At 65.1% G+C, this 23,031-nt stretch carries 20 protein-coding genes; 9 read left to right on the top strand and 11 right to left on the bottom strand.

Annotated elements, in window-relative coordinates:
- Window positions 1–55 precede the first annotated feature (55 nt).
- From ACZ1JY_RS17650 to ACZ1JY_RS17610, 9 genes are all read left to right on the top strand, one after another.
- Complete coding sequence (locus ACZ1JY_RS17650; RefSeq protein WP_465131533.1) at window positions 56–2,191, top strand: oxidoreductase; 2,136 nt, start codon at window positions 56–58, stop codon at window positions 2,189–2,191.
- Window positions 2,191–2,718, top strand: coding sequence for an Lrp/AsnC family transcriptional regulator (locus ACZ1JY_RS17645; protein ID WP_465131532.1), 528 nt, complete (start codon window positions 2,191–2,193; stop codon window positions 2,716–2,718). The genes ACZ1JY_RS17650 and ACZ1JY_RS17645 overlap by 1 nt, the downstream gene beginning before the upstream one ends.
- Window positions 2,715–3,344 (top strand): nuclear transport factor 2 family protein, encoded by a 630-nt coding sequence (locus tag ACZ1JY_RS17640; RefSeq protein WP_118075309.1) that lies wholly within the window; start codon window positions 2,715–2,717, stop codon window positions 3,342–3,344. The genes ACZ1JY_RS17645 and ACZ1JY_RS17640 overlap by 4 nt, the downstream gene beginning before the upstream one ends.
- A 5-nt stretch (window positions 3,345–3,349) precedes the next feature.
- Window positions 3,350–4,420: an alkene reductase gene (locus tag ACZ1JY_RS17635; protein WP_465131531.1), complete on the top strand. Its 1,071-nt coding sequence runs from the start codon at window positions 3,350–3,352 to the stop codon at window positions 4,418–4,420.
- Between the two features lie 11 nt (window positions 4,421–4,431).
- Window positions 4,432–5,232, top strand: coding sequence for an SDR family NAD(P)-dependent oxidoreductase (locus ACZ1JY_RS17630; protein WP_465131530.1), 801 nt, complete (start codon window positions 4,432–4,434; stop codon window positions 5,230–5,232).
- A gap of 492 nt (window positions 5,233–5,724) precedes the next feature.
- Complete coding sequence (locus ACZ1JY_RS17625) at window positions 5,725–6,510, top strand: SDR family NAD(P)-dependent oxidoreductase (RefSeq protein WP_118075305.1); 786 nt, start codon at window positions 5,725–5,727, stop codon at window positions 6,508–6,510.
- Between the two features lie 10 nt (window positions 6,511–6,520).
- Window positions 6,521–7,693, top strand: coding sequence for an acyl-CoA dehydrogenase family protein (locus ACZ1JY_RS17620; protein WP_465131529.1), 1,173 nt, complete (start codon window positions 6,521–6,523; stop codon window positions 7,691–7,693).
- A 78-nt stretch (window positions 7,694–7,771) separates the two neighbouring features.
- Window positions 7,772–8,263 (top strand): Lrp/AsnC family transcriptional regulator, encoded by a 492-nt coding sequence (locus tag ACZ1JY_RS17615; protein WP_118075303.1) that lies wholly within the window; start codon window positions 7,772–7,774, stop codon window positions 8,261–8,263.
- On the top strand, window positions 8,260–8,784 hold the full coding sequence (locus ACZ1JY_RS17610) for an Lrp/AsnC family transcriptional regulator (RefSeq protein WP_118075302.1): 525 nt from the start codon (window positions 8,260–8,262) through the stop codon (window positions 8,782–8,784). Before ACZ1JY_RS17615 ends, ACZ1JY_RS17610 begins: the two co-directional genes overlap by 4 nt.
- Before the next feature lie 87 nt (window positions 8,785–8,871).
- Here ACZ1JY_RS17610 and ACZ1JY_RS17605 read toward each other — a convergent pair whose 3' ends face one another.
- The 11 genes from ACZ1JY_RS17605 to ACZ1JY_RS17555 form a co-directional block, all read right to left on the bottom strand.
- On the bottom strand, window positions 8,872–10,377 hold the full coding sequence (locus tag ACZ1JY_RS17605) for an amidase (RefSeq protein ID WP_465131528.1): 1,506 nt from the start codon (window positions 10,375–10,377) through the stop codon (window positions 8,872–8,874).
- A complete protein-coding gene (locus tag ACZ1JY_RS17600; protein ID WP_465131527.1) occupies window positions 10,377–11,450 on the bottom strand; it encodes a Rieske 2Fe-2S domain-containing protein in 1,074 nt (357 codons plus the stop codon). The genes ACZ1JY_RS17605 and ACZ1JY_RS17600 overlap by 1 nt, the downstream gene beginning before the upstream one ends.
- Before the next feature lie 91 nt (window positions 11,451–11,541).
- The gene (locus ACZ1JY_RS17595) at window positions 11,542–12,408 is read right to left on the bottom strand and encodes an amidohydrolase family protein (RefSeq protein ID WP_465131526.1); all 867 of its coding nucleotides are present in this window, start codon (window positions 12,406–12,408) and stop codon (window positions 11,542–11,544) included.
- A 1-nt stretch (window position 12,409) separates the two neighbouring features.
- Window positions 12,410–14,116 (bottom strand): class I adenylate-forming enzyme family protein, encoded by a 1,707-nt coding sequence (locus ACZ1JY_RS17590; protein ID WP_465131525.1) that lies wholly within the window; start codon window positions 14,114–14,116, stop codon window positions 12,410–12,412.
- 145 nt (window positions 14,117–14,261) lie between these two features.
- The gene (locus tag ACZ1JY_RS17585) at window positions 14,262–15,401 is read right to left on the bottom strand and encodes a helix-turn-helix transcriptional regulator (protein WP_465131524.1); all 1,140 of its coding nucleotides are present in this window, start codon (window positions 15,399–15,401) and stop codon (window positions 14,262–14,264) included.
- Window positions 15,402–15,440: 39 nt separating this feature from the next.
- Complete coding sequence (locus tag ACZ1JY_RS17580) at window positions 15,441–16,604, bottom strand: LLM class flavin-dependent oxidoreductase (RefSeq protein WP_168904301.1); 1,164 nt, start codon at window positions 16,602–16,604, stop codon at window positions 15,441–15,443.
- A 102-nt stretch (window positions 16,605–16,706) separates the two neighbouring features.
- Window positions 16,707–18,086: an efflux transporter outer membrane subunit gene (locus tag ACZ1JY_RS17575; protein WP_465131523.1), complete on the bottom strand. Its 1,380-nt coding sequence runs from the start codon at window positions 18,084–18,086 to the stop codon at window positions 16,707–16,709.
- A complete protein-coding gene (locus ACZ1JY_RS17570) occupies window positions 18,083–19,195 on the bottom strand; it encodes an HlyD family secretion protein (RefSeq protein ID WP_465131522.1) in 1,113 nt (370 codons plus the stop codon). Before ACZ1JY_RS17570 ends, ACZ1JY_RS17575 begins: the two co-directional genes overlap by 4 nt.
- Window positions 19,192–20,892, bottom strand: a complete 1,701-nt coding sequence (locus ACZ1JY_RS17565) for an MFS transporter (protein WP_118075297.1) — start codon at window positions 20,890–20,892, stop codon at window positions 19,192–19,194. Before ACZ1JY_RS17565 ends, ACZ1JY_RS17570 begins: the two co-directional genes overlap by 4 nt.
- Window positions 20,893–21,378: 486 nt before the next feature.
- A complete protein-coding gene (locus tag ACZ1JY_RS17560; RefSeq protein WP_240344979.1) occupies window positions 21,379–22,539 on the bottom strand; it encodes a M20 aminoacylase family protein in 1,161 nt (386 codons plus the stop codon).
- The gene (locus ACZ1JY_RS17555) at window positions 22,532–23,029 is read right to left on the bottom strand and encodes an Lrp/AsnC family transcriptional regulator (protein ID WP_039335969.1); all 498 of its coding nucleotides are present in this window, start codon (window positions 23,027–23,029) and stop codon (window positions 22,532–22,534) included. The genes ACZ1JY_RS17560 and ACZ1JY_RS17555 overlap by 8 nt, the downstream gene beginning before the upstream one ends.
- Between the last annotated feature and the right edge of the window lie 2 nt (window positions 23,030–23,031).

Raw genomic sequence — 23,031 nt, 5'->3', positions numbered from 1 at the left:
AATTTGGCCGCGTGATCGCTCGACGCGCTGATGCCAACGGACGAGGAAGTGCCACGTGTCATCCAACCTCTACCCCCACCTGCTTTCGCCCGGCCGCATTGGCACGATGGAGACGAAGAACCGCATTGCCGTCACCGCGATGGGCGTAAGCCTTTCGGAAGACGACGGCACTGTTGGCGAACAGCTGATCGCCTATCATGAGGAGCAGGCGCGCGGCGGGGCGGGCCTGATCATCTGCGGCGTGGCGGGGGTTGCCTGGCCGGTCGGCGCCGTGGCCATGCAGCAGACCGCTATTTCGGACGATCGCTTCATTCCCGGCCTCAAGGCGCTGACCGACCGGGTCCATGCCCAAGGCGCGAAGATCGCCACCCAGCTCCACCACGGCGGCTTCGTTGCCGGCTACAGCTTCAACCGCTGGGGCCACAAGTTGTGGGGCCCGGCCGTGCCGCCCGCGCCCAAGGGCAGCTTCATCGACTACTTCCTGATGGAGGAACTCCAAGCGCTGGCCGGTATGAAGATGCCCGAGCTCAAGGTGCTCGAACAGGCCGACATCGACCTTGCCGTGCAGCAATTTGCCCAAGGCGCGCGCCGCGCCAAGGAAGCCGGTTTTGACGGGGTCGAGATCCACGGCGGGCATGGCTACCTCCTGTCCTCGTTCACCTCGCCCTACACCAATACCCGTACCGACCAGTACGGCGGCAGCGTGGAGAACCGCCTGCGCCTCACGCTGGAGGTCATCGCCGCGATCCGTGCCGAAGTCGGCCGCGACTTTCCGCTATGGATCAAGCTCGATTCGCAGGAAGTGGGCAAGCCCGGCGGCATCACGCTGGAAATGGCCAAGGAAAATGCCCGGCTGGTCGAAGCCGCTGGCGTCGATGCCATCACCATTACCTCGTATCATGATACCTCGGTCGGCAAGCTGCATTCGCAGTCCAACATCCCGCATCTCGAAAACTGGAACCTTCCCGCCACGGCCGAAATCCGCAAGGCCGTGTCGATTCCGGTGATCGGCTCGGGTCGTATCGAGGTCGACAGTGCCGAAAACGCCATCGCCAAAGGCGAGACCGACTTCGTCGCCATGGGCCGCAAGCTGCTGGCCGACCCGCACCTGCCGCGCAAGCTGACCGCAGGCGAGACCGAAAAGGTGCGCCCTTGCGTCTATTGCTACACTTGCGTCTCGGCGATCTACATGGGCCAGCCCACGCGCTGCGCGGTCAATGCCAATCTTGCCCACGAGTTTGAAGGCGAAGCGCCTGCCGCCAGCGACAATGGCCGCCACGTCGCGGTTATCGGCGGCGGACCGGGCGGTATGGAATCGGCCCGCCGCCTTTCAGCACTGGGTCACAAGGTCACGCTGATCGAAAAGTCGGACCGCCTGGGCGGAACCTTGCGCTTTGCCAGCCTTGCCTATGAACCGAACGAGCGCCTGCTGGAATGGCTGCGCCGCGAAGTAAAGGAGGCCGGTATCGACGTCCGCCTGTCGACTGTCGCAACCCCCGAACTGCTGCGCGAGCTCGGCGTGCAGAGCGTGATCGTCGCCACCGGCGCGATACGCGACATGCCTTCGATCCCCGGCAACGATCAGGACCACGTCTACTCGGGCGACGACATGCGCCGCATGATGCTGGGTGAAAGCTCCGACGATCTGAAGCGCAAGACCGGCCTGTTCACGCGCCTTGCCACCAAGGTCGGCGCGGCCACCGGCGCGACTGCCAACCTCGCACTGGTGCGCAAGGCCACCCATGCCTGGATGCCGCTGGCCCATACCGTCACGATCATCGGCGGCGAACTGGTCGGCCTCGAACTCGCCGAATTCCTGAGCGAGCGCGGCCGCACCGTAAACGTGATCGAGGAAGCGCCGCGCATGGGCAAAGGCCTCACCCTAGTGCGCCGCATGCGCCTGATGGCCGAACTCGCCGAACACGGCGTCGGTCTTCACGCCGGTGCCACCGGAATCGAGATCGGCAAGGACAGCGTGACCTTCACTGACGCTGCAGGCCAGCCACAAACTGTTCCCGCCGGCAACGTTGTCGTCGCAAAGGGGGCGTATGGGGATCTGACACTGGCGGATGCGCTGCGCGCTGCCGGGTTCGAAGTCCATGCCATCGGCGATGCCACCGGCGTCGGCTACATCGAAGGCGCGATGCACGGCGCGCGCGCAGCGGTGCGCGCGATTTGCGAAGCGGCCTGATGGCACGTCCTCCCGCCCGCAGCGCGAGCAACCTTGCCGCCCGCGTGTTCAGCTTTGACGCGACAGATCAGGCGATCATCCGTGAGTTGCGCAGCAATGGCCGCGCCAACAACCAGCAGATCGCCGAGCGCCTGGGCCTTACCGCAACCACTGTTTCCACCCGCATCCGCCGGATGGAGGACGCCAACCAGTTGCGTGTCGTAGCCGTGTCGGACTTCTCGGCCCACGGCTTCAACGTCCTGCTGCGCATCTCGGTGGAGGTGGACGGCCGCCCCGCTTCCGAAGTCGCCGCCGAACTCGGTGCCCTGCCCGAAGTCTTCGCCGCGCACATGGTCACCGGCCGCTACGACATCGACATGCTCGTTGCCCTGCGTGATTTCGACAGCCTGTCCGATTTCCTGCTCGACAAGCTCTCCACCGTGCGCGGCATCCGCACGCTGACCCCGGCGATCGTGGTCGACATCATCAAGTACAAGTTTGACGAGGCCCCGATCGAGGGGCGCACAACAGGACGCGCCAGCGCATGACAGACGCTTCTCTCCTCGCCCGCATCGACCGGCTGGAATCGCTCGACGCGATCCGCCAGTTGCCCGCCAAGTATTCGCTCGCGTTGGACATGCGCGATGGCGATGCCTGGGTGAACCTCTTCCCCGAAGACGTTCGCGTCGGCGGCGGCAAATCCGGCCGCAAGGCCCTGCGCGACTGGTTCGATGAGACCCACTCGATGCAATTCGACGGCACCAGCCATCACATCGGCGGCCACATCATCGACTTCGACGATCCCGACCACGCGCAGGGCGTCGTCTATTCCAAGAACGAGCACGAGTGCGGACCGGAATGGGTCATCATGCAGATGATGTATTTCGACCAGTACGAACGCATCGATGGCCGCTGGTACTTCCGCCGCCGCCTGCCGCTCTATTGGTACGCTAGCGACCTGAACCAGCCACCCATCGGCGATCGCAAGATGCGCTGGCCGGGCGTACCGCCCTATCACGGCAGCTTCCACGACCTGTTCCCCAGCTGGAAGACCTACTGGGCGCGCAACGGCCAGCCGCACGATGGTCCGGTCGAACCCGCCGCCCCGCTCGAGAAGTTCATCGAGACGATGCGCCGCGGCGCGCCGTTGCCCAAGCCTCGCGTGCGGAGCTGAGCGGAATGACCGACGTATTCTCGCCAGTGCGCATCGGCGATCTGGAATTGCGCAACCGCGTGGTCATGGCGCCGATGACGCGAGACCGCGCCGGACCGCATGACGAGCCTACCGACCTCATGGTCGAATACTACCGCCAGCGCGCCTCTGCTGGCTTGATCGTGACGGAAGGCACCCAGCCTTCTCCGCATGGCAAGGGCTACTGGCGCACGCCGGGCATTCATTCGCCCGAGCAGGTCGCAGGCTGGCGCAAGGTGGCCGATGCGGTTCACTCAGAAGGCGGCTTGATCGTGATGCAGCTGATGCACGTTGGCCGCGCCGCCGTGCGCGCCAACAAGGACGCAGACGCCGAAACCGTCGCCCCCAGCGCAATCCCCTGCCCCGATCCGATCCCCGGCCCCGATGGCGTCCCCGTTGCCACCGAGATGCCCCGCGCCTTGGCAGCGCACGAAATTCCCGGTGTTATCGCTGAATACGTAGCCGCTGCCCGCAATGCCCGCGCCGCCGGTATCGACGCCGTCGAACTGCACTGCGCCTCGGGGTACCTGCCGATGCAGTTCCTCTCGTCAAATTCCAACCAGCGCAGCGACGCCTACGGAGGCAGCGCCGAGAACCGCGTCCGCTTCGTGGCGGAAACGCTGTCGGCACTCGCTGCCGCTATTGGCCCCGGTCGCGTCGGTTTCCGCATTTGCCCCGGCGTCACCTTCAACGGCATGGCCGATGCCGATCCCGGCGAGACTTACGCCACGCTCCTGAAAGCCGTGGACGCATTGGGGCTGGCGTACTGCCACCTCATCCACATCCCCAACGCCGGGTTCGACTCACTCGAACTCGTCCGCGCCAACTGGTCCGGCCCGGTGATCGAGAACTGCGGCCTGACGCTCGAAAAGGCCAACGCGGTGATCGGCGAAGGCAAGGCCGAGGCCGTCTCGTTCGGCTACGCCTGGATCGCCAACCCCGATCTGGTGGAGCGCTTCCGCACTGGCGCCCCGCTGGCCAAGGGTGACCGTGCCACTTTCTACACGGGCCACGGCGATGACGCCCGCGGCTATACCGACTACCCACGCGCGGACTGAGCGAGGACACCATGAACAGACTGGAAGGAAAGCGCGCGGTCGTTACCGGCGGAGCGCAAGGCATCGGCGCGGCTATTGCCCGCCGCCTGGCAGAAGAAGGCGCAACGGTCGCCGTGCTGGACCTTACGGCACAGAAGGCTGGCGAAGTGCTGCCTGCACCACATATCGGCGTGGCGTGCGACGTCTCCGACACTGCCTCGGTCGATGCTGCCTTCGCTCAGGTCGCCCAGGCGCTGGGCGGGATCGACATCCTCGTCAACAACGCTGGCATCGGCAGCGCACCGGGCGATGGCATGGCCGAATTCTATGCCGGGCAAGCCGCCCGCGCGGACGGCGATGACAGCGCCTTTGCCGACCAGACCATCCACTGCGCTGACGAAGGCTGGAGCCGCGTCCTCTCGGTCACGCTCGACGGCGTTTTCCGCTGCAGCCGTGCCGCAGTGCGCATCATGGTGTCGCAAGGCGCTGGCGGTTCGATTATCAACATCGGCTCCACCGCTGCGCTCGCCGGCAATGGCCCGGTGCCCTACGTCACCGCCAAAGCCGCCGTCCTTGGTATGACCCGCGCAATGGCTCGCGAACTCGCCCCGCGAGGCATCCGCGTGAACGCGGTCAACCCCGGCGCAACCGAGACCCCGATCTACGCGCCGCTGCCCGAAGAGGTGAAGGCCGCGGTGGCCGCGGACAGCGTGATGAAGCGCCTCGCGCGCCCGGAGGAAGTCGCCGGCGCCGTGGCCTATCTCGCCAGCGAGGATGCCAGCTTTGCCACCGGCAGCACGATCAATGTCAACGGTGGCGCATGGTTCAGCTGAGCGAGAACAGCCGCGTCATTGATCAATCGCGATTATATGGCGCAGATCTTTCGGCCCTATGCGCGGCGTTCTCGATAACAATGGCTGGCAGGATCAAGATACAGGCCATGACATTGATCACGACGGCTAGTTCAAACGCGATTAACAACCGCTTATCGGCGGCGGTATAGCCAGTCGACGCAACCACCTCGGCGCTTCGGGTCTTCCGCTTCAGGACCATCAGTCACCTTTAAGATTTGAGGCACCAAGGCGACATTTTACGCACGAAGCTATTGGTTTCCAACGAATATTCTAGCGAATAGGGATGCGTGGCCGATTGCGGAACCTCCTGTGCAAGGTCAAGGTATGCCAAAATACCGCAAAAGCTTGGTAGCGACAGTGCGCAATGCACATATTCGAATTTCATAGAAGTATTTTTTACGCATTAGATTGACACGAACACAGTGTCAGGTGCATTTGCGTTGAGATCATGGAATCGGGAGAAGCAAACCAATGGCTCATGACATGACCGGCAAGGTTGCCGTGGTCACCGGCGGAAGCGACGGCATAGGGCTTGCCACCGCAAAGCTTCTCGCGTTGCGCGGTGCGACCGTGGTGATCTGCGCACGCCGAGAGGACAAGCTTGAAGCGGCCCGTGCCGAGATCGCCGCAGTTGGCAAAGTCGAAGCTGTCAGGCTCGACGTTTCCGACGATGCCGCCTTCACGGCGCTGATCGAGGATGTGGCCGCGCGCCATGGCCGGCTCGACATGCTCGTCAACAACGCCATGTCGGTGCACTACGCCCCGATTTCAAAGTTGACGCTGGAACATTGGCGCAAGGACTTTGCAGTCAATGCCGATGCTGTGTTTGTCGGCACCAAGGCCGCGATGGCGGTCATGGCCAAGCAAGAGCTGGAAGGCCGCCAACGCGGATCCATCGTCAACATCGCATCCACCTGCGGGATCAAGGCGCTGGCCAACATGGCAAGCTATTCGGCCTCGAAGGCCGCGCTGGTCCACTTCACCGCCGCTGCTGCAATGGAAGGCGCCCCTCTCGGCATCCGCATCAACGCCATTGTGCCGGGACAGGTACAGACCGCCGCGACCCAGGACTACGAAAGCCGCGCTCCCGAATTTGCCGCCGCCACCACCCGCGCCATTCCGATGCAGCGCGGTGGCGAGCCAGATGAACTGGCCGAAGCGATCGTCTTCATGCTGTCGAGTGCAGCCAGCTATATCACCGGCACCGCGCTGCCCGTCGATGGTGGCAAGGCTGCCCAGCTGTACATGCCGGGCTGAGGGGCGCCCCATGAAGCTTGGATTTTCCGCCGCCGACGAAGAATTCCGCGCCGAATGTGCCGACTGGCTGCAGAGCCAGATGGCGGGCGAGTTCCGCGACATCAAAGGCATCACCCAGCTTACCGCCATGCCAGAACGGCGGCGCGAGTGGGAGCAGCAGCTGGGGGAACACCGCTGGGGCTGCATCGGTTGGCCGACGCAATGGGGCGGGCGCGATGCTTCGCTGGCGCAGCAGGTGATCTTTGCCGAGGAATATGCCCGTGCCGGCGTCCCCGGCCGTATCAATCACATCGGCGTTGAGCTTGCTGGCCCCACCATTCTCACCTTCGGAACAGACGAGCAGAAGCGCCGCTTCCTGCCGGACATCGCCGCTGGCAAGACGATCTTCTGCCAAGGCTTCTCCGAACCCAATGCCGGGTCGGACCTTGGCAGCGTGCGCACCAAGGGCAGACTGGAGGGCGGCGAGTGGATCGTTGACGGACAGAAGATCTGGACCAGCCTTGCCCATATCTCCGACTGGATCTTCGTCGTCACCCGCACGCAAGAAGGATCGCAGGGGCCAAAGGGCCTGACCTTCCTGATGATGCCGCTGGACCAGCCCGGCATCGAGGTTCGCCCGATCCGTCAGATCAACGGCGATGCCGAATTCAACGAGACTTTCTTCACCGAAGCGCGCTGCCCGGCCGACAGTCTGATCGGCGCACCCGGCGATGGTTGGAAGATCGCGATGGGCCTGCTGGCCTTCGAACGCGGCGTCTCCACGCTTGGGCAGCAGATGGGCTTCCGCAACGAACTGGACGAGATCATCGCGGAAGCCAAAGTCACGGGCAAGGACCGCGATCCCGTCATCCGACAGCGCATCGCGAGTGCCGAAATCGGCTTGCGCCTGATGCGCTACGGCGCGTTGCGAATGCTTTCGAACAGCGATCATTCCAGCATCGACGGCGCGGCGCTGACCTACAAGATTCAATGGGCCTCTTGGCGACGCCGCCTTGGTGAACTGGCGATGGACGTGCTGGGGCAGGCGGGCGAGGTTGCCGCAGACGACGCTTACGAATGGGACGTTCTGCCCAACCTGTTCCTGTTCAGCCGTGCCGACACGATCTATGGCGGCACCAACCAGATCCAGCGCAACCTGATCGCCGAGCGCGGGCTGGGCCTGCCACGGGAACCGCGCGGCTGATCGCTACGCCCCTCCCGCTCGCCCTTGCCCCGTTGCGTAGCGCACTCTAGGCTGCCTTACGCAAACCGGGGGAACACCTTGTCTGAAGAAAAGCCGACACGCCGCACCAAGGGTGCAACGCTCGATGAGATCGACCTGCGCATCATCGAAGTGCTGCAACGCGATGGCCGCGCGCAATCGACCGTGATCGGCGAGGAACTGGGCCTGACCGGCAATCTCGTCGCCAATCGCATCCGCGCGATGGATGCCGCCGGCCTGATGCGGGTCGTTGCCCTCGCTGATTTCCGCGTCCACGGTTATCGCCTGCTCGCCCGCATCCGCTTGCAGGTCAGCGGGCGGGCACCGCTCGATGTCGCGCAGGAACTGGCGCTGCGAGAACACGTCCTTTCCGTGCACATCACTTCGGGCCGCTATCCGGTGAGCTGCCTCTACGCTTTCCATGCCGCGCGCGAGATGATCGAGGCGGCACGCGATGTCTCCGCCGGCATCGCGGGCGTCGAGGATGTCGACGTCGAACTGCTCAACACCGTCTACCGCTACAACACAGCCGTAGGGCCGCTCGCGGCATGATCGACTCTTTCCCCCAGACCGACGATCTCGACCGCCAGATCGCCGAAGCTCTGGCCGAAGACGCGCGCCTTTCTTTCCGGAAGATCGCTGTGGACTTGGGGGTCACGGAAGGCACTGTGCGCGGCCGGGTCAAGCGGCTGCAGAGCGCAGGACTGCTCAAGCTCGTCCCCATCGTCGATATCGCGCGAGGGCTGGATGCTACCAATGCCGGGCAGCACATGATGTTCGTCACGGTCAAGTGCGCCAGCGGCAAGCTCGATGCCGTGCGCGAAGGCCTGCTCGCCCTGCCCCAGGTCCGCGCACTCTATGACGCCAACGCCGCGCTGCGCCTGATCGCCATCTGCGTCCTGCCCAGCCTCGATGATGCCGCCGCCGTCACCAATCAGGTTCTCGCCTTGGACGGCATCCGCGAGGCCGAAACCGAGCTTGTCCTGCAGACCGTGAAGTACAACGCCGCCATCGGCCCGATTGCAACGGTGGAAGATCTGCGCGGGGTGGATCGCGGAACAGCGCCGGGGTGACGGGGTGCGCGTGAAGGGATCACCTCGCTGCGGTCATCCCGGCGTAGGCCGGGATCCATTTGCTGTCGCCGGATATAAAGCGACGAGCTAGACCTTCGGCCGACGCGCGCCCCACGGTGCAGCCTTCTCAACTTGCCCGGCCAGCCTAAACAGGAGGCCCTCCTCGCCGTAGCGGCCGGTGACCATTATCCCGATGGGTAACCCGTCCTTGGACATGGCGAGGGGAAGCGACATCGAGGGCTGCCCGGTGCCGTTGTAGATGCCGGTGAACGCGGTGAAGGTGCCGACCTCGCGGCCCCAGTCCATCATCGAGCGCCCGGTATCGAGGCCGATGTGGCCCAGCGGCAGCGGCGGCGCGGAAAGGGTGGGTGAGAGGATCACGTCATAGCGTTCCATGAACTGCGCGATGGTGACGGCGGCAGCCTGGTAGGCGTTGTTGCCGCGCGCGAAGTCCATACCGGTGTAGCTCTTGCCCATGGCCACGAAACCAAGCGTGGTCCGCTCGAGCACGTCGGGGCCGAGTTCAATGCCCAGAGCCTTGGCGCGGTCGATGCAATCGGCGGCGACCGAGGAGGCCATCAGCGCGAAGCTGCTGGCGCCGATTGCGGCCATGTCGATCCTGGGCGCTGCTTCCTCGACGTGGTGGCCGAGACTTTCGAGCAGTTTCGCGGCGGCGCGGGTGGCTTCGAGAACCTCGGGATCGACCGGCGCGCCCGAATAGGGGCTGAGCATCAGCGCGACGCGCAGCTTGCTGGGATCGCGCCCGACTTCCTGCAGGAATGGCCGCTCCGGCGTCGGCGCGCTGTAGCGCGAACCCGCTTCCACTCCGTGCGTCGCATCAAGGATCGCGGCGGAATCGCGCACGGTGCGGCTGACCGCGTGGTGGACCGACATGCCGCCCCAGCCTTCGGTGCGGGCAGGGCCCATCGGCACGCGCCCGCGCGAGGGCTTGAGGCCGAACAGGCCGCAGGCAGAGGCGGGAATGCGGATCGAGCCGCCGCCGTCGGTGGCGTGAGCCGCAGGGATCACGCCTGCCGCAACCGCCGCCGCCGCGCCGCCGGACGAGCCGCCCGCGATGCGCTCCCGGTTCCACGGATTGCGCGTCGGGCCCATCAGCACGCTCTCGGTCGTGCCGGTGAGGCCGAATTCGGGGGTGGTGGTCTTGCCGAAGATGACGAACCCGGCGCGCTCGATGCGGCGTACCAGTTCCGAGGTCACGCTGGCGCGCTGGCCTTTGTAGAGGCGGCTGCCGTTTTCGGTGACTTCGCCGGCGATGTAGGTGTTGAGGTCTTTCAGCAGCCACGGCACGCCGCTGAACGGTCCTTGCGGCAGGCCCGTGGCGATGGCCTTGCGGGCGTAGTCATAGTGCTTCTGCGCCATGAAGTTGAAACGCGGGTTCAAGGCCTCGGCCCGGCCGATGGCTGCTTCGAGCAGTTCGGTGGCCGAGACCTTGCGCTTCCTGACCAGATCGGCAAGCCCGAGGCTGTCGTGGGTATCGAGTACGTCGCTCATCGCTTGTGCATGTCCCGGCAGGCTGGCGGTCGCAGCAAGCGCGATCCCGCCGGCAAGGGCTTCCCGTCTGGTGGCTTTCATCACTTCACGTAGTACCGCGAATAGTACTTGCGGAACTGCGCGATGGGGCCGTCGCCCTCGCAGATCAGGGCGTTGGGTTCGAACTTCTGGCGATCCCAGATGACCTTGTCCTGATCGAACTGCTTGCAGATGTCGCGGATGATCGCCTTGGCAACGCCGGCCCGCTCGCCCTCGGCCTGGGCCTTGGGCTGGGTGAAGCAGAAGCGGACGTGGACGTGATCGAGCTCGACCGGGGTGATGCAGGCGACGAGCAGGGTTTCGGAAATGCCGGTGAAGCGCGTCCAACTCTGGCCGGGGCCCATCGTGTCATAGCTGATCTGGCCGTCGACCTCGCCCCACGGCGTGCCCATCTTGGCCTTGACGTCAGCCCCGCGGCCCCATTCGCCCCAGCGCAGATCGCCCAAGGGCACGTTGGCGGTGCCGTGGATGTACTTGAAGTGGGCAACGTCGACGCCGTTCTCGGCCATGTTCTGGATCGAGCCGTAGACGTTCCATTCGTAGATGTCGTAATCGGTCCACTCAGGGTCCGTCGCCTCGGGCAGGTGGACGACGTCAAACAGCGGAGCTGCGTCCTCGGGGTGATACCACACCCAGATCCAGCGGTTCGCTTCGGTCACATGCCAGGTGCGAGTGCACTTGCGCTTGACCTGCGGCGGGATCGACTTCGAGTAGGGGATCTCCTTGACGATCCCTTCCTCGCCGTCATAGCGCCAGGCGTGGAACGGGCATTCGAGCAGGTTGCCGTGAACCTTGCCGCCGTGGCCCATGTGTGCGCCGAGGTGCTTGCAGTAGGCGTCGAGCACGCGGACCTTGCCGTCCTCGCCGCGCCACATCGCCAGATCCTGCGAGAAGTAGCGCAGCGGCTTGACCTCGCCCACGGCAAGGTTCGCCGAAAGGTCGATCGGATACCAGCCAAGCGGGAAGCCGATGTCGAGGTTGCGTTCCTGCACCGAGGCGCGGCCAGGGACCGGCGCGGTGCGCCAATCGGTCAGGTCCTGCCCTTTGAGCTTTTCGAGAATCTGCCAGACCGCGACGGGAGCGGTGCGGGCATCTGTTGCCACTTGATCCGCCATGGTTTCACTCCTGAATTGCCGGGGCGGGGGTTGTCTCCGCAAGTCCGGCGATCACTGGGGGGAGCAGACTTCCCGGCTCCCTGGGATTGGCTTAGAGTCCGAACACCTTCATCGCGTTCTCGCGCAGGAACTTCGGCCATACCTCGTCCTTAAAGGGGACGTTTTGCATGTCGGACATGATGCGGTCGAGGCTGAGGCCCATCGGGAAGTACCCGGCGTAGATCACCTTGTCGGAGCCGCGGGTGTTGGCGTAGTCGATGATTGCCTTGGGGTAATGCTTGGGCGCGAAGGCGCTGGTCGAATAGTAGAGGTTCGGCCACTTGAGCATCAGCTTCACTGCCAGTGCTTCCCACGGCTCGGCACCGTGGCGCATCACCACCTTGAGTTCGGGGAAGAACCAGCAGACCTCGTCGAGATGCTCGACCTTCTGCGTCTCCATCGGGATGCGTGGGCCGGGGATGCCGACGTTGAGCAGGATCGGCAGGCCGAGTTCCTCGCACGCGGAATAGATCGGCCACATGTACTTGTGGTTGATCGCCACCTGCGGGAGCGTGCCCGAGGGGAAGACCGAGACGGCGGAGAGGCCGACTTCGGCGTGGATGCGCTTGATCCGGCGGACTTCCTCGGTGCCGTTGTTGGGATTGACCGGCAGGTCGAAGAAGAAGCGATCAGGATAAAGCTCCTTGGCGCGGTACGAGGTCTCGTTCTCGTTCCAGCCGACGAGGGCCTTCTCGACGTTGTGCTTGTCCATCTGCGCGACGGTCCAGGCGAGGTAGTCGTCCTGCTTGCCCGACTGCGGGATGTCCTTGAACATGTACTGCGCGGGCATGGCGAACTGGCCCAGCGTCTGCTTGTCCTTGATCAGCGGACGGAACGGCGCGAACCATTCGGCGCGGTCCTCGGCATCGGGAATGCCGAGCATGCAGTCGATGATGCCGATGTTGTTTGGCATGGCCATGTCAATTTTCTCCGGAAAGGGCGGGCCACAACTTGCGCAGGGCGATCTTGTCGACCTTGCCCAGCGCGTTGCGCGGCAATGTGGTGGTGGTGACGGCGACACGGGTCGGCGCCTTGTAGCGGGCGAGGCGGGCGGCGACCCATTCGATCACGCCGGCCTCGTCGATGTCGGGAGCGATGACGACCGCGACGAGGCGCTCGCCAAGGCGTTCGTCGGGCAGGCCGAAGGCGGCGCATTCGGTGAGGCCGGGGATCGTGCCGAGCACGCGCTCAACCTCGGCGCAGTAGATGTTCTCGCCGCCCGAGATGACCATGTCCTTCTTGCGGTCGACGATGAAGACGTAGTCGTCGTCGTCGACGATCCCGACATCGCCGGTGCGCAGCCAGCCATCGGCGGTGAGAACGGCGGCGGTGTCCTCGGGGCGGTTCCAGTAGCCGGACATGACCTGCGCCCCGCGCACGACGATCTCGCCGGTCTCGCCGGGGGGAAGGATCTCGCCGTCAGGGCCTTCGATGCGCACGTCGACCATCGACAGGCGTCGTCCGGCGGCGGCGGGGCGAGCCATGAATTCGGGGCCGACCGCCTGCGCAATCGCGCCCGAACATTCGGTCATGCCATAGCCGGTGCCGATCTGCGCGTGCGGGCACAGCGCGTGGACTTCCTCGACAAGGTTGACCGGCAGGGCCTGTCCGCCGCAACCGATGTTGCGCAAGCTTGCGAGGCTGGTCCCCTCGATCCGGGCGCGGTGGAGGATGTCCCACAGCATGGTGGGCACCGCGCTGAACATGCTGATCTGCTCGGCGGCGATCAGACGGGCGGCTTCCTCGGCGTCCCAGCGGCGCATGATCACGACCTTGCCGCCGCCGAGGAACGGCGAGAGGAAGCCTGAGCCGAGGCCGGAGACGTGAAACAGCGGATAGACCAGCAGCGAGGCCTGCTGCGGCATCTGCGCGATCAGGGCTTCCGTCGTCGTGCCCATCTGCGCAGCCATGTTGCCGAGCACAACCATGCCCGACATCTGCGTGGTCATCAGCCCGGTGATGACGTTGCGATGCGACAGCACCGCGCCTTTCACCCGGCCGGTGGTGCCCGAGGTGAACAGGATGGCGCAAGGGTCGGTGGGCTTGGCCACGCCGGGATCGGGCATCGGTTCCGCGATGCGGCGGGCGAGTTCCTCGGCGTCGAAAGGCCTGGTCAGATCGAGCACGCGGCCCTTGAAGCCGGATTCGCGGATCGCAGCGGCGCGCTCGCTGTCGGCCAGCACGACGGCAGGATCGACGTCCTCGAGCATCGCCAGCAGTTCAGGCCCCGAGCCACGGCTGTTGACCAGCACCGCCACGCCGCCTGCCTTCATCACGGCAAGGAACGCCACCAGCCATTCCGCCCGGTTGCGCATGGCGATGGCGACGCGATCCCCGCGCGTAATGTGCAGGATCGGCACCAGCTCATCGCGCCAGGCGAAGACCTGATCGTAGGACATGCGGCGCTCGACACCGGCGCTGTCGAAATCGATGACGCAGGTGCGGTCCCCGTAGCGGCGGGCGGATTCGATCAGCAGGTTGAGATCGGGCGGCGCTGCGACGAACTGGCGCAGGCCGTCCCGCTCGCCGATCTCGAACGGGGAGCCGGGGCCGGTGACCCGCGCCAGCACGGCATCCGGAGAGACGACCTCCTGCGGGCGAGTGCTATCGCGCAACATGTCGGACATCGCTCTCCCAAACCTCGTATCGCCTTGTCTATCTCCTATGTATCGCGCATTTTGCGTATTTCAAGCATCTTTTAATTGCGCATATACCTTTCGGGCCAACCTATAACAGCCGTCCCGCGCAAACTGGCGGAATTGCGCGAGTCGCCTATCCGCCGATCGATGCCAGCAGCGCCACCAGTTGCGCCTGGCGGTGCACCCCCGTCTTGGCAAAGACCGAGCGCAGCTGCACTTTCGCGGTATTGTGCGCGATGCCCAGCCGCCGCGCCGCTTCGACCAGGCTCAGCCCCTCGCCCAGCACCGCCGCCAACCGCGCCTCGGCCATGGTCAGGCCCAGCAGGTCGCGCAGCGCCTGCGGATCACCGCTTTTCTCAGCCTCCGTCAGCCGATGGGGACGGGCAAGGAAAAGTGCCAGCGCCCCCGCCCCGCCGTGGATCGCGTTCAGTTCAACCGGCCGCGCCGTCACCACCAGATCGCCACGGCCCGGCCGCTCGATGCGAAAGCGGGTTAGCCCGCGCTCGCCGCCTTGCGCCAGCAGCGCGCCCACCAGCTTGTGCTGCGCCACATCGGCAAGGACCAGCTCCTCGCCCCTCCGGTGCAGGCCTTCGTCCTCGGCCAGCAGCGCCTCGGCCAGGGCATTGCTGCTGACGATGCGCCGGTTGCGATCCAGCACCAGCAGCGCAAGGCCCAGCCCTTGCGCGGTGGCATGGAACATGCCGTGCTCAGCCCCGGCAAACTGCAGCTTCTCGAACAGCGAGACCGCGATACGCAAGTGCTGCGCCAGCGCCTGCAGCCGCGCCCGCTCCTCCCGCGTGAAATCGGGCAGTGAATTGTGCCGGCTGACGCGGAAGCGCGCTTCATAGCGCCCTTCGTCGGGCCGTCCTCCCCTGCCCCCGGACGAATGGCTGCCGCCAAAGTGCAGATCGATCCCCAGCACCTGATCGAAGCCGCTGCTCGCCATGGCCTGGCGATAAGTGGCAAAGGCGCTGTCGGGCAGCTGCGCCATGAACTCGGCATAGGATGTCACCACCCCGTCGCTCAGGCCTTGGAACGGGTCTTCGGCAAACAGCGTCTCGGTATAGGCGGCATCGAATGCCGCATCCGATCCCGGCGTCAGGAACGTCGCAGGCTGGCGCTTGCCGGGCGCGGTGATGATCAGCGTGGCAAAGCTTGCCTCCATCCACCGCGCCAGCGCTTCCAGAAACCCGCGCCACGGCTCGGCCTCTCCCACCCCGGCATAGAGCCGGGCCAGAAGATCCGAAAACCCGTCATCGATCGCGCCACCCATGCGCGCAACATAGGCAGCGCGCGCGCGGACTGACAGGGCTTATTCCGCTGCTTCCAGCTCTCCCGTTTCTGCCGCTTCCCGTGCGCGGAAGTGCGGGATGACCTTTTCGCCGATGTTGCGGATCGTCTCCATGATCACGTCGTGCGGGATTCCGCCCATCTGGAAGATGAACAGGATCTCGTCGGCGCCTGCATCCTTCAGCCGCTGGACATAGCGGATGCAATCGTCCGGCGTGCCGTAGGCGTCCTGCGCCACAGTATAGTTCGAAAGGTGCTCGTCACCCACCGGGATCGCCTCTTCCGACAGGTAGGCGATGGTCGCCTGCTTGCCCTGCTCCAGCACCTTGGCATGATCCTCGGCGTCGAGGTCCTCGTCCACCGTCGGCTTGGCCCCGCCCTGATACCAGTAGGCGATGCTCTCGGCAAAGAAGCGCTGGCCGCGCAGGCCGATCTTGCGCGCCTTCTCGCGGTCATCCAGCACGGTCGCGGCGCAGAGCGCGGCAAGGTGCTCGGTCGGGCGGAAGCCGACCTGATCCTCGGCCTTGCGGGTGCGGAAGGCCTCGCGATAGATCGCGTTCTTCTTGGCAATCTCCTCCGGCCCCGAAAAGCCCAGCACCAGCGCGCCGATGCCCCGGCTGCCCGCCGCCACCAGCGTGTTCTCGCGCGTGCAGGCCATGTACATCGGCGGATGCGGATCCTGCCACGGCGAAGGATGGATCGGACGCTTGGGAATCTTGATGTAGGTGCCGTCGTGCTCAATCTCGTCCTGCACCATGATCTTGGGGATCAGGTACATCGATTCATCGATCATCGGCTGCAGCTCGTTGAGGTCATAGCCGAAGGTCCCCGCTTCCTGCTGCGTGCCGCCCTTGCCCACGCCGAAGTGCAGGCGTCCCTTCGAAAGGATATCCAGCGTCGCAATGCGCTCGGCCACCTTGACCGGGTGGTTCATTGCCGGCGGCAGGCAGACCACGCCATGGCCGATATGGATGCGGCTCGTCGCCCCGGCGATGAACGCCAGAACCGTCTCAGGCGCAGACATGTGCGCGTATTGCGTCAGCGCGGTATGTTCGACGCACCAGATGCAGTCAAAGCCCATCACTTCGGCATACTTGGCCTGCTCGACGATCTGGAGGAACACCGCGCGCTCGTTCTCGCGGCTGGCATCCACCATCTGCGCTTCATAGATGATCGAGAATTTCATGAGGCTCTCTCCGGGCACCGCCTTGTAATCAGGCGTTTTGACGTTCCGGAATCGAAGCTAACTCACCTGCCACCCGCGCGCATAACCCGATCGGGTTAGGCGTTACTGCGCCCCTTGCATATCTGCCGCAGACCAGCCTCCGCCCAGCGCCTGATAGAGGCTGACCCGCGCATTGAGCGCATCGGCCCGCGCCTGGATCAGCGCCAGTTCGGCGCTCAATAGCCCGCGCTGCGTGTCGAGCTGTTCGAGCAGCGGCGAATAGCCCTCGCGATAGCGGTTGCCCGCCAGCCGGTTGGCTTCGGCCAGGGCATCGCGCTGCGCGGTCTGGATCAGGACCTGCCTATCGAGCCCGTCGACCGAGGCCAGCGCATCGTTGACTTCGCGAAATCCCGTCAGCGCCGCCTTGCGATAGCCGAACGCTGCCGCATCGCGCTGTGCCCCGGCCACTTCCGCGCCGGCGCGCAGGCGCCCGCCCTCAAACAGCGGCGCCAGAATGCTCCCGCCGATAGACCACAGCCCCACCGGGTTGGCCAGTAGGTTCGAGAACGCCACCCCCGCCGATGCCGAGAGCCGCAGCGAGGGCAGGAACCGTTTGCGCGCCGCCGCCAAATTGCTGTCGGTCGCTGCCAGCTGATACTCCGCCTGCGCAATATCGGGCCGCCTGCGCAGCAGTTGCGAAGGCAGCGCCTCAGGCACCGGCGGTTTGGTGAGCGCTGCCAATCCCGCGGCCCGCTCGACCGGCCCCGGCACGCGGCCCGCAAGCACGCTCAGCGCATTTTCTGCCTTCGCCCGCGCCTGCTCCAGCGCGGGCACCAGCACCAGCGCCGCCTGATAGTCGACTTCGGCCTGCTGCAGCTCCAGCTTGGGCGAATAGCCCACGTCCACCCGCCGCTTGATCAGATCGCGCGAGCCCTTCCGCGTCTCCGCCGTCTGCCTCGCCAGCGCCAGCCGGTCATCGAGCGCGAGCAGCGTGACATAGGCATTGGCCGTGGCAGAGGCGACCGAGAGCCGCGCCGCATCCCGCGCCGCCTGGCTCGCCAGCCAGCCCGACCGCGCCGCGCTCACCTGATCGGAAAGCCGCCCGAACAGGTCCACTTCCCACGCCGCCTGCAATTGCGGCTGCGCGGCGCGTTGCACCACCGGTGTGCCGAACGGGCTGATCGTGCGCGAATCCGTCGCCCCCAGCGCCGCGTCCAGCGAAGGCAGCATTGCCGAGCGCGCCAGATCCTGCTGCGCCCGCGCCTCGCGCACGCGCGCGGCGGCAATCTGGATATCGGCATTGCGCGCCAGCGCCTCTTCCACCAGCGCCGCCAGCAGCGGATCGCCAAAGCTGCGCCACCAGTCTGCGCTGACAGGAACGCCAGGTCTGAGGTCCACCCGAAACGCCCCCGGCGCTTCCACCGGCGGCACTTGCGCGGTTTTCACCTGCGGCCCGGCACAGCCCGCCAGCAGCACCAGCCCGATCAGACCCAGCCGCCTCATTGACCAGTGTCCACGCGCGCTTCCACCGACATCCCCGGCCGCAGCCGCTTTGCCATCGCCTGCCCCGGATCGACCCTGATCCGCACCGCGATCCGCTGCGCCACCTTGACGAAGTTGCCGGTGGCATTGTCCGCCTTCAGCACCGCGAATTCGGACCCTGCCGCTGGCGCAATGTTCTCGACGTGGCCGGTCAGCTCCTCGCCCGCCAGCGCATCGACGGTAAAGCGTGCCGGTTGCCCCACCGCCATCCGCGCGGTCTGCGCTTCCTTGAAGTTGGCGATCACCCAGACCTCGTCAGGCACGAGGAACAGCAGCTGCGTCCCCGCGGTGACGAACGCACCCAGCCGCACGCCCACTTCGGAAAGCTGCCCGTCCTCGGGTGCACGGATCACAGTGTTTTCAAGGTCTACTTCGGCCGCATGCAACTGCGCCCGCGCCGCCTCGACCGATGCGGCCAGCCCGCCGCGCCCGACGATCACGCTCTTAACGTCCTGCTCGCCCACTCCGCGCGCGGCTTCTGCCTGCCGCACGCTCGCCTCAGCCGCCAGCAGCGCGGCGCGGGTCTGGTCACGCTCGCGTTCGGAGATCGAGCCATCGCCGACCAGTGCGGAGGCCCGCGCCATGTCCGCCCGCGCCTTGGCAAGGTTTGCCTGCGCGCTGGCAATCGCGGCATCCTGCCCACCCAGCGCCGCCTTGCGCGATCGCTCGCTCTGCTGCGAGTTGGCAAGCGCCGCCTCTTGCGCCGCAAGGTTGGCCTTGGCCTGTTCGACCTTGGCCTTGTACTGACGCTGGTCGATCACCGCGATCGCCTGCCCCTTCTTCACCCGCGCGAAGTCCTTGACGAGGACTTGCGTGACATAGCCGCTGACCTGCGGGCTGATCACCGTCGTCTTGCCCCGGACATAGGCGTTGTCGGTCGATTGCGAGAGGCCCGCGAACGGCGGCAGGTGCCAGGCATAGAGCACTGCGATCACTGCACCCAGCACCGCAAGCGCAATCAGCGCCAGCCGCCCCTTGTTCGGGCGCGGCGGCTTCCAGCCATCGGCCGGCGCGGCATTGGGCGCTGCGCCCGGTGTGGTGCCGGATGCAGGGGCGGCATCATCGCTCATTCGGGAGTCCTCTGGGGCGTGGTAGAAGGTTGCGCAGCCGCCGCAGCGGCCTGCATCTGGAGTTTCTGCAGCGTCACCAGCGGCGATTCCTCGCCCCGGCGCTGCATCCGCCAGCGTTCGAAATAGGACCATATCGCTGCCAGCACGGCTAGCACGCCAACGAGCAGGAACACGTCGTTGAACGCCAGGATATTGGCCTCGCGCGTGGCCTGCTGCGAAAGGATTCCGGCGCCTTGCGCATTGCGAAGCACCGGATCGCCCACCGTCCGGGCGATCAGTCGCCCACCGGCGGCAATGCGCGCGGCAACCTGCGGATCGGTCAGCACGATCTCCTGCACGATCGTTGCCGAGTGCATCTTCTCGCGCACTACCTGGAACGTGCCGAGCAGCGACGCGCCAAGCAGCCCGCCCAGCGACTGGCTCATCGTGAACAGCACGGTAAAGCTGACGAAATTGCGCGGGCCCGCCAGCAGCGTGCGGGCCAGGCCCAGGATCATCGCCTGCGCCAAGAACAGGATCGAGGCGAAGCCGATCAGCGCCTGGCTGAAATAGAAGTTCTCCGGCCGCGTCAGGTTGGTCGATCCCATGTCCATGAACGCCGCAATCGCGATCAGCACCAGCGACACCGAAATCGGCCTGGCCGGCTTTTCGGGATTGATCGTCAACAGCGCCGCCAGCAGTCCGGCCAGCGAAGCAGCAATGATCACCAGATTGAGGCCAACCATCTGCTCGTTGTTCATGCCCACCACGGTCAGCAGCCCGACCGAGCCAAAGGCCTGCTCCGACAGCAGGATGCGCACCGCAGCGGCAATGCCGATCAGCCGCACCATCTCGCGCGTGCCGAGCCAGCGCGTGTTGATCAGCGGGTTGCGGCGGAAATGCTCGATAACGAACGCGGTCGTCACCATTACCAGCCCGCCGATCAGCGCCCAGCCCATCCATGGTCGGCTCGTCCACCACTCGATGCGCCCTTGCGTCAGCACCGCGATCAGCAGCGACATGCCCGGCACCAGCAGGAGGATGCTCAAGCCGTCGCCCTTCTCGAAGGCCTTGGTCCGCTCGCTCGGCGGCAGCGGGAGGGCGAGGATCGCGGCAAGGCTCGCCAGCCCCAGCCCCAGCTCGAACCAGTAGAGCATGTGCCAGTCGCCCGAGATCAGCAGCGAGGGCGAGACCACCCGCGCCAGCGGGGTGGCAATCTGCGGCACGGAAATGCCGATCATCAGCCCCGCCAGCCGCTTGGCCGCGGGCATCGCCTGCATCAGGTAGAGGATCGTCAACGTCGAGAGCGCACTGCCAGCGAGGCCCCCCGCCGCGCGCACCGCGATGGCCGACCAGAAGCCGTGGACGAACAGGTGGAACACCGTCGCCACCACGTAGACGCCCAGCATCCAGCGAATGAACGGCTGCAACCCGAACTGCTGGCGGTATTTCACCAGCACCAGGTTGGCCATGGTATTGGTCATCAGGTAGGCCGCCGTCAGCCAGCTCGCCTCGTCCGGCCCAAGTCCCAGCGTGCCTTGCGCGAACGGCAAGTTCACCGCGATCAGCGCATTGCCAAGGCCGCCAGCCAGCCCGATCAGCACTCCGATCGCGCCATATGCGGCGCGCCGACGCGCGGGATGATCGGGATTGGCAGGAGAGCCCGGAAGCGTCGGCCTTTCATGCGGCTTGAATTCGTAGGCTGCAACTTCAGCCATCACGCTTCCCTGTGCCAGGATTGAAAAGCAGAATCACCCCGGGGGCGCGGCAAAACGGCCCATCGCAAGACGAAATGCGCCTGCGCCGAAAAACCCGAAACGGTCAGGAAAGTTCCATCGAAGCAGCAGAATACTGATCCGATTTATGATTTTCGTGCGATTTCAATTGGAAACAGGCGTGGCCTGGTAGAGGGTAGGGGACGTGATGGTGACCGCCCCTTGACCTGCTGACCTTGGCGGTAATGTGGATGCAGAAATTGCAATTGCGAAGCAGCCTTTCGCATTTGCGAAAGGGCAAGCGCTACCGCATATGGACAGTGCCTTTCAGGCATCCTCTCCCAAACTTTTCAAGGCTGGCCTTCGGGCCGGCCTTTCTTTTGTCCCGCGTCCTTGGCGAGACCGCGAAAGTGAGCCGCGGCAAGGAAGCCGATGAAGTAATTGCACCGATCAAGGCACCGGGCCGTGGATCGCATGCGGTTTCGAACGCTATCTCAACCAGTGCCGTGCCAATGCAACATGCAATTTTACGCCTGTTTCGAGGACGTTGTCGTTGAAATCATAGTGCGGATTATGAAGCGGAGCAGCGTGATCGTGAGTTGCCTGCCCAAGCCAGATATAGGCTCCGGGGCGCTGCTGCAGCATGAAGGAGAAGTCTTCCGAGGTGGGCGCGGGTTCCGGCGCAAGTTCCGCCGTTCCCACGGTCGCAGCCACTTCAAGCACGTCGGCAGCAGCCTCGGCATCGTTGATGGTGGCCGGATAGTAGCGGTCGTAATCGAGCGCGCATTCAACCTCGAACGACGTCGCAATGCCTTCAAGCATCCCCCGCATGCGCTCCTCTATGCGATCCTGCACCGCCGGGTCGAAGGTGCGGACCGTACCGCCCACCATGACTTCTGCCGGGATGACGTTGTGCGCATGTCCCCCGTGAATCTCCGTGATCGAGAGGACAGCAGACGCATAAGGCGGCACGGCGCGGCTGATGATGGTGTTGAGTTGCTGGACAAGGCTGGCTGCGGCAAGAATCGCGTCGGGGCTGTCCTGCGGAATGGCGGCGTGTCCGCCCTTGCCGGTCAACTTGATCCGAAACTTGTCCGCCGCGCCCATGATTGCGCCCGGCCGCGTGCTGATCGTCCCGGCAGGCAGGCCGGGCCAGTTATGCAAGGCATAGACCCGATCACAAGGGAACCGCTCGAACAGACCTTCCGCGATCATCACACGCGCTCCACCCAGCCCTTCCTCGGCAGGCTGGAAGATCAGATAGAGCGTTCCGGCAAAATCGGGATCGGCGGCCAGCACCCGGGCGGCACCCAGCAGCATGGCAACGTGACCATCATGGCCGCAACCGTGGAAGGATCCAGGCGTCTTGCTGGCCCATGGGAGATTGGTCATTTCCTGGATCGGTAGCGCATCCATGTCTGCCCGCAGGCCAAGGGTGCGCGGTCCTTCGCGCCGGCCTTTGAGGACCCCTACCAGACCGGTCGTGCCGATGCCTTCATGCACCTCAATTCCAAGGGAGCGCAATTCATCGGCGATGCGCTGGGCCGTGCGCCGCTCGCAGAACCCGAGTTCGGGATGGGCGTGGATGTCCCGCCGCAACGCGACGAGATCGGCGAGGAGATCCGCTTGCATGTGGGCCGGATCAGCCATGCGTCTGCCCAAACAGGTTCTGGATCGGAAGCCGATGCTTGATGAAAGGTGACTTGATCACGATGTAGCTGAAGTACTTCTCGATGCCATAATCGCTCTCGAGCATGCCTTCCATGATCGACTGATAGTGCGAAACGCCGCGCGCCACGAACTTTAGCAGATAGTCATAGCCACCTGAAACGAGGTGGCATTCGACGATCTCATCGAGCTTGGCAATCCGGCTTTCGAAGCGGCTGAAATCGCCCTGGCGATGTTCGCTGAGGGTGACTTCGGTAAAGACAGTCAGGTATTCGCCCAGCTTGCTGAAATTCACGTGCGCGCCGTAGCCGGTGATGTATCCGGCCTTTTCCAGGCGCTTGACCCGCGTCAGGCAGGGGCTGGGCGAAAGGCCTACCGCATCGGCCAGTTCCACGTTGGTGATCCGGCCCTCCTGCTGGAGCTTGGCAAGGATCTTGAGGTCTATCCTGTCGAGCTTGGGTCCGGGCAGCATGG

It is taken from the genome of Novosphingobium sp. BL-A-41-Hi4B-X5A (assembly GCF_055521705.1).
Note: the sequence above shows the minus strand (reverse complement) of the source record. Positions and strands in the feature narration are given on the sequence as shown.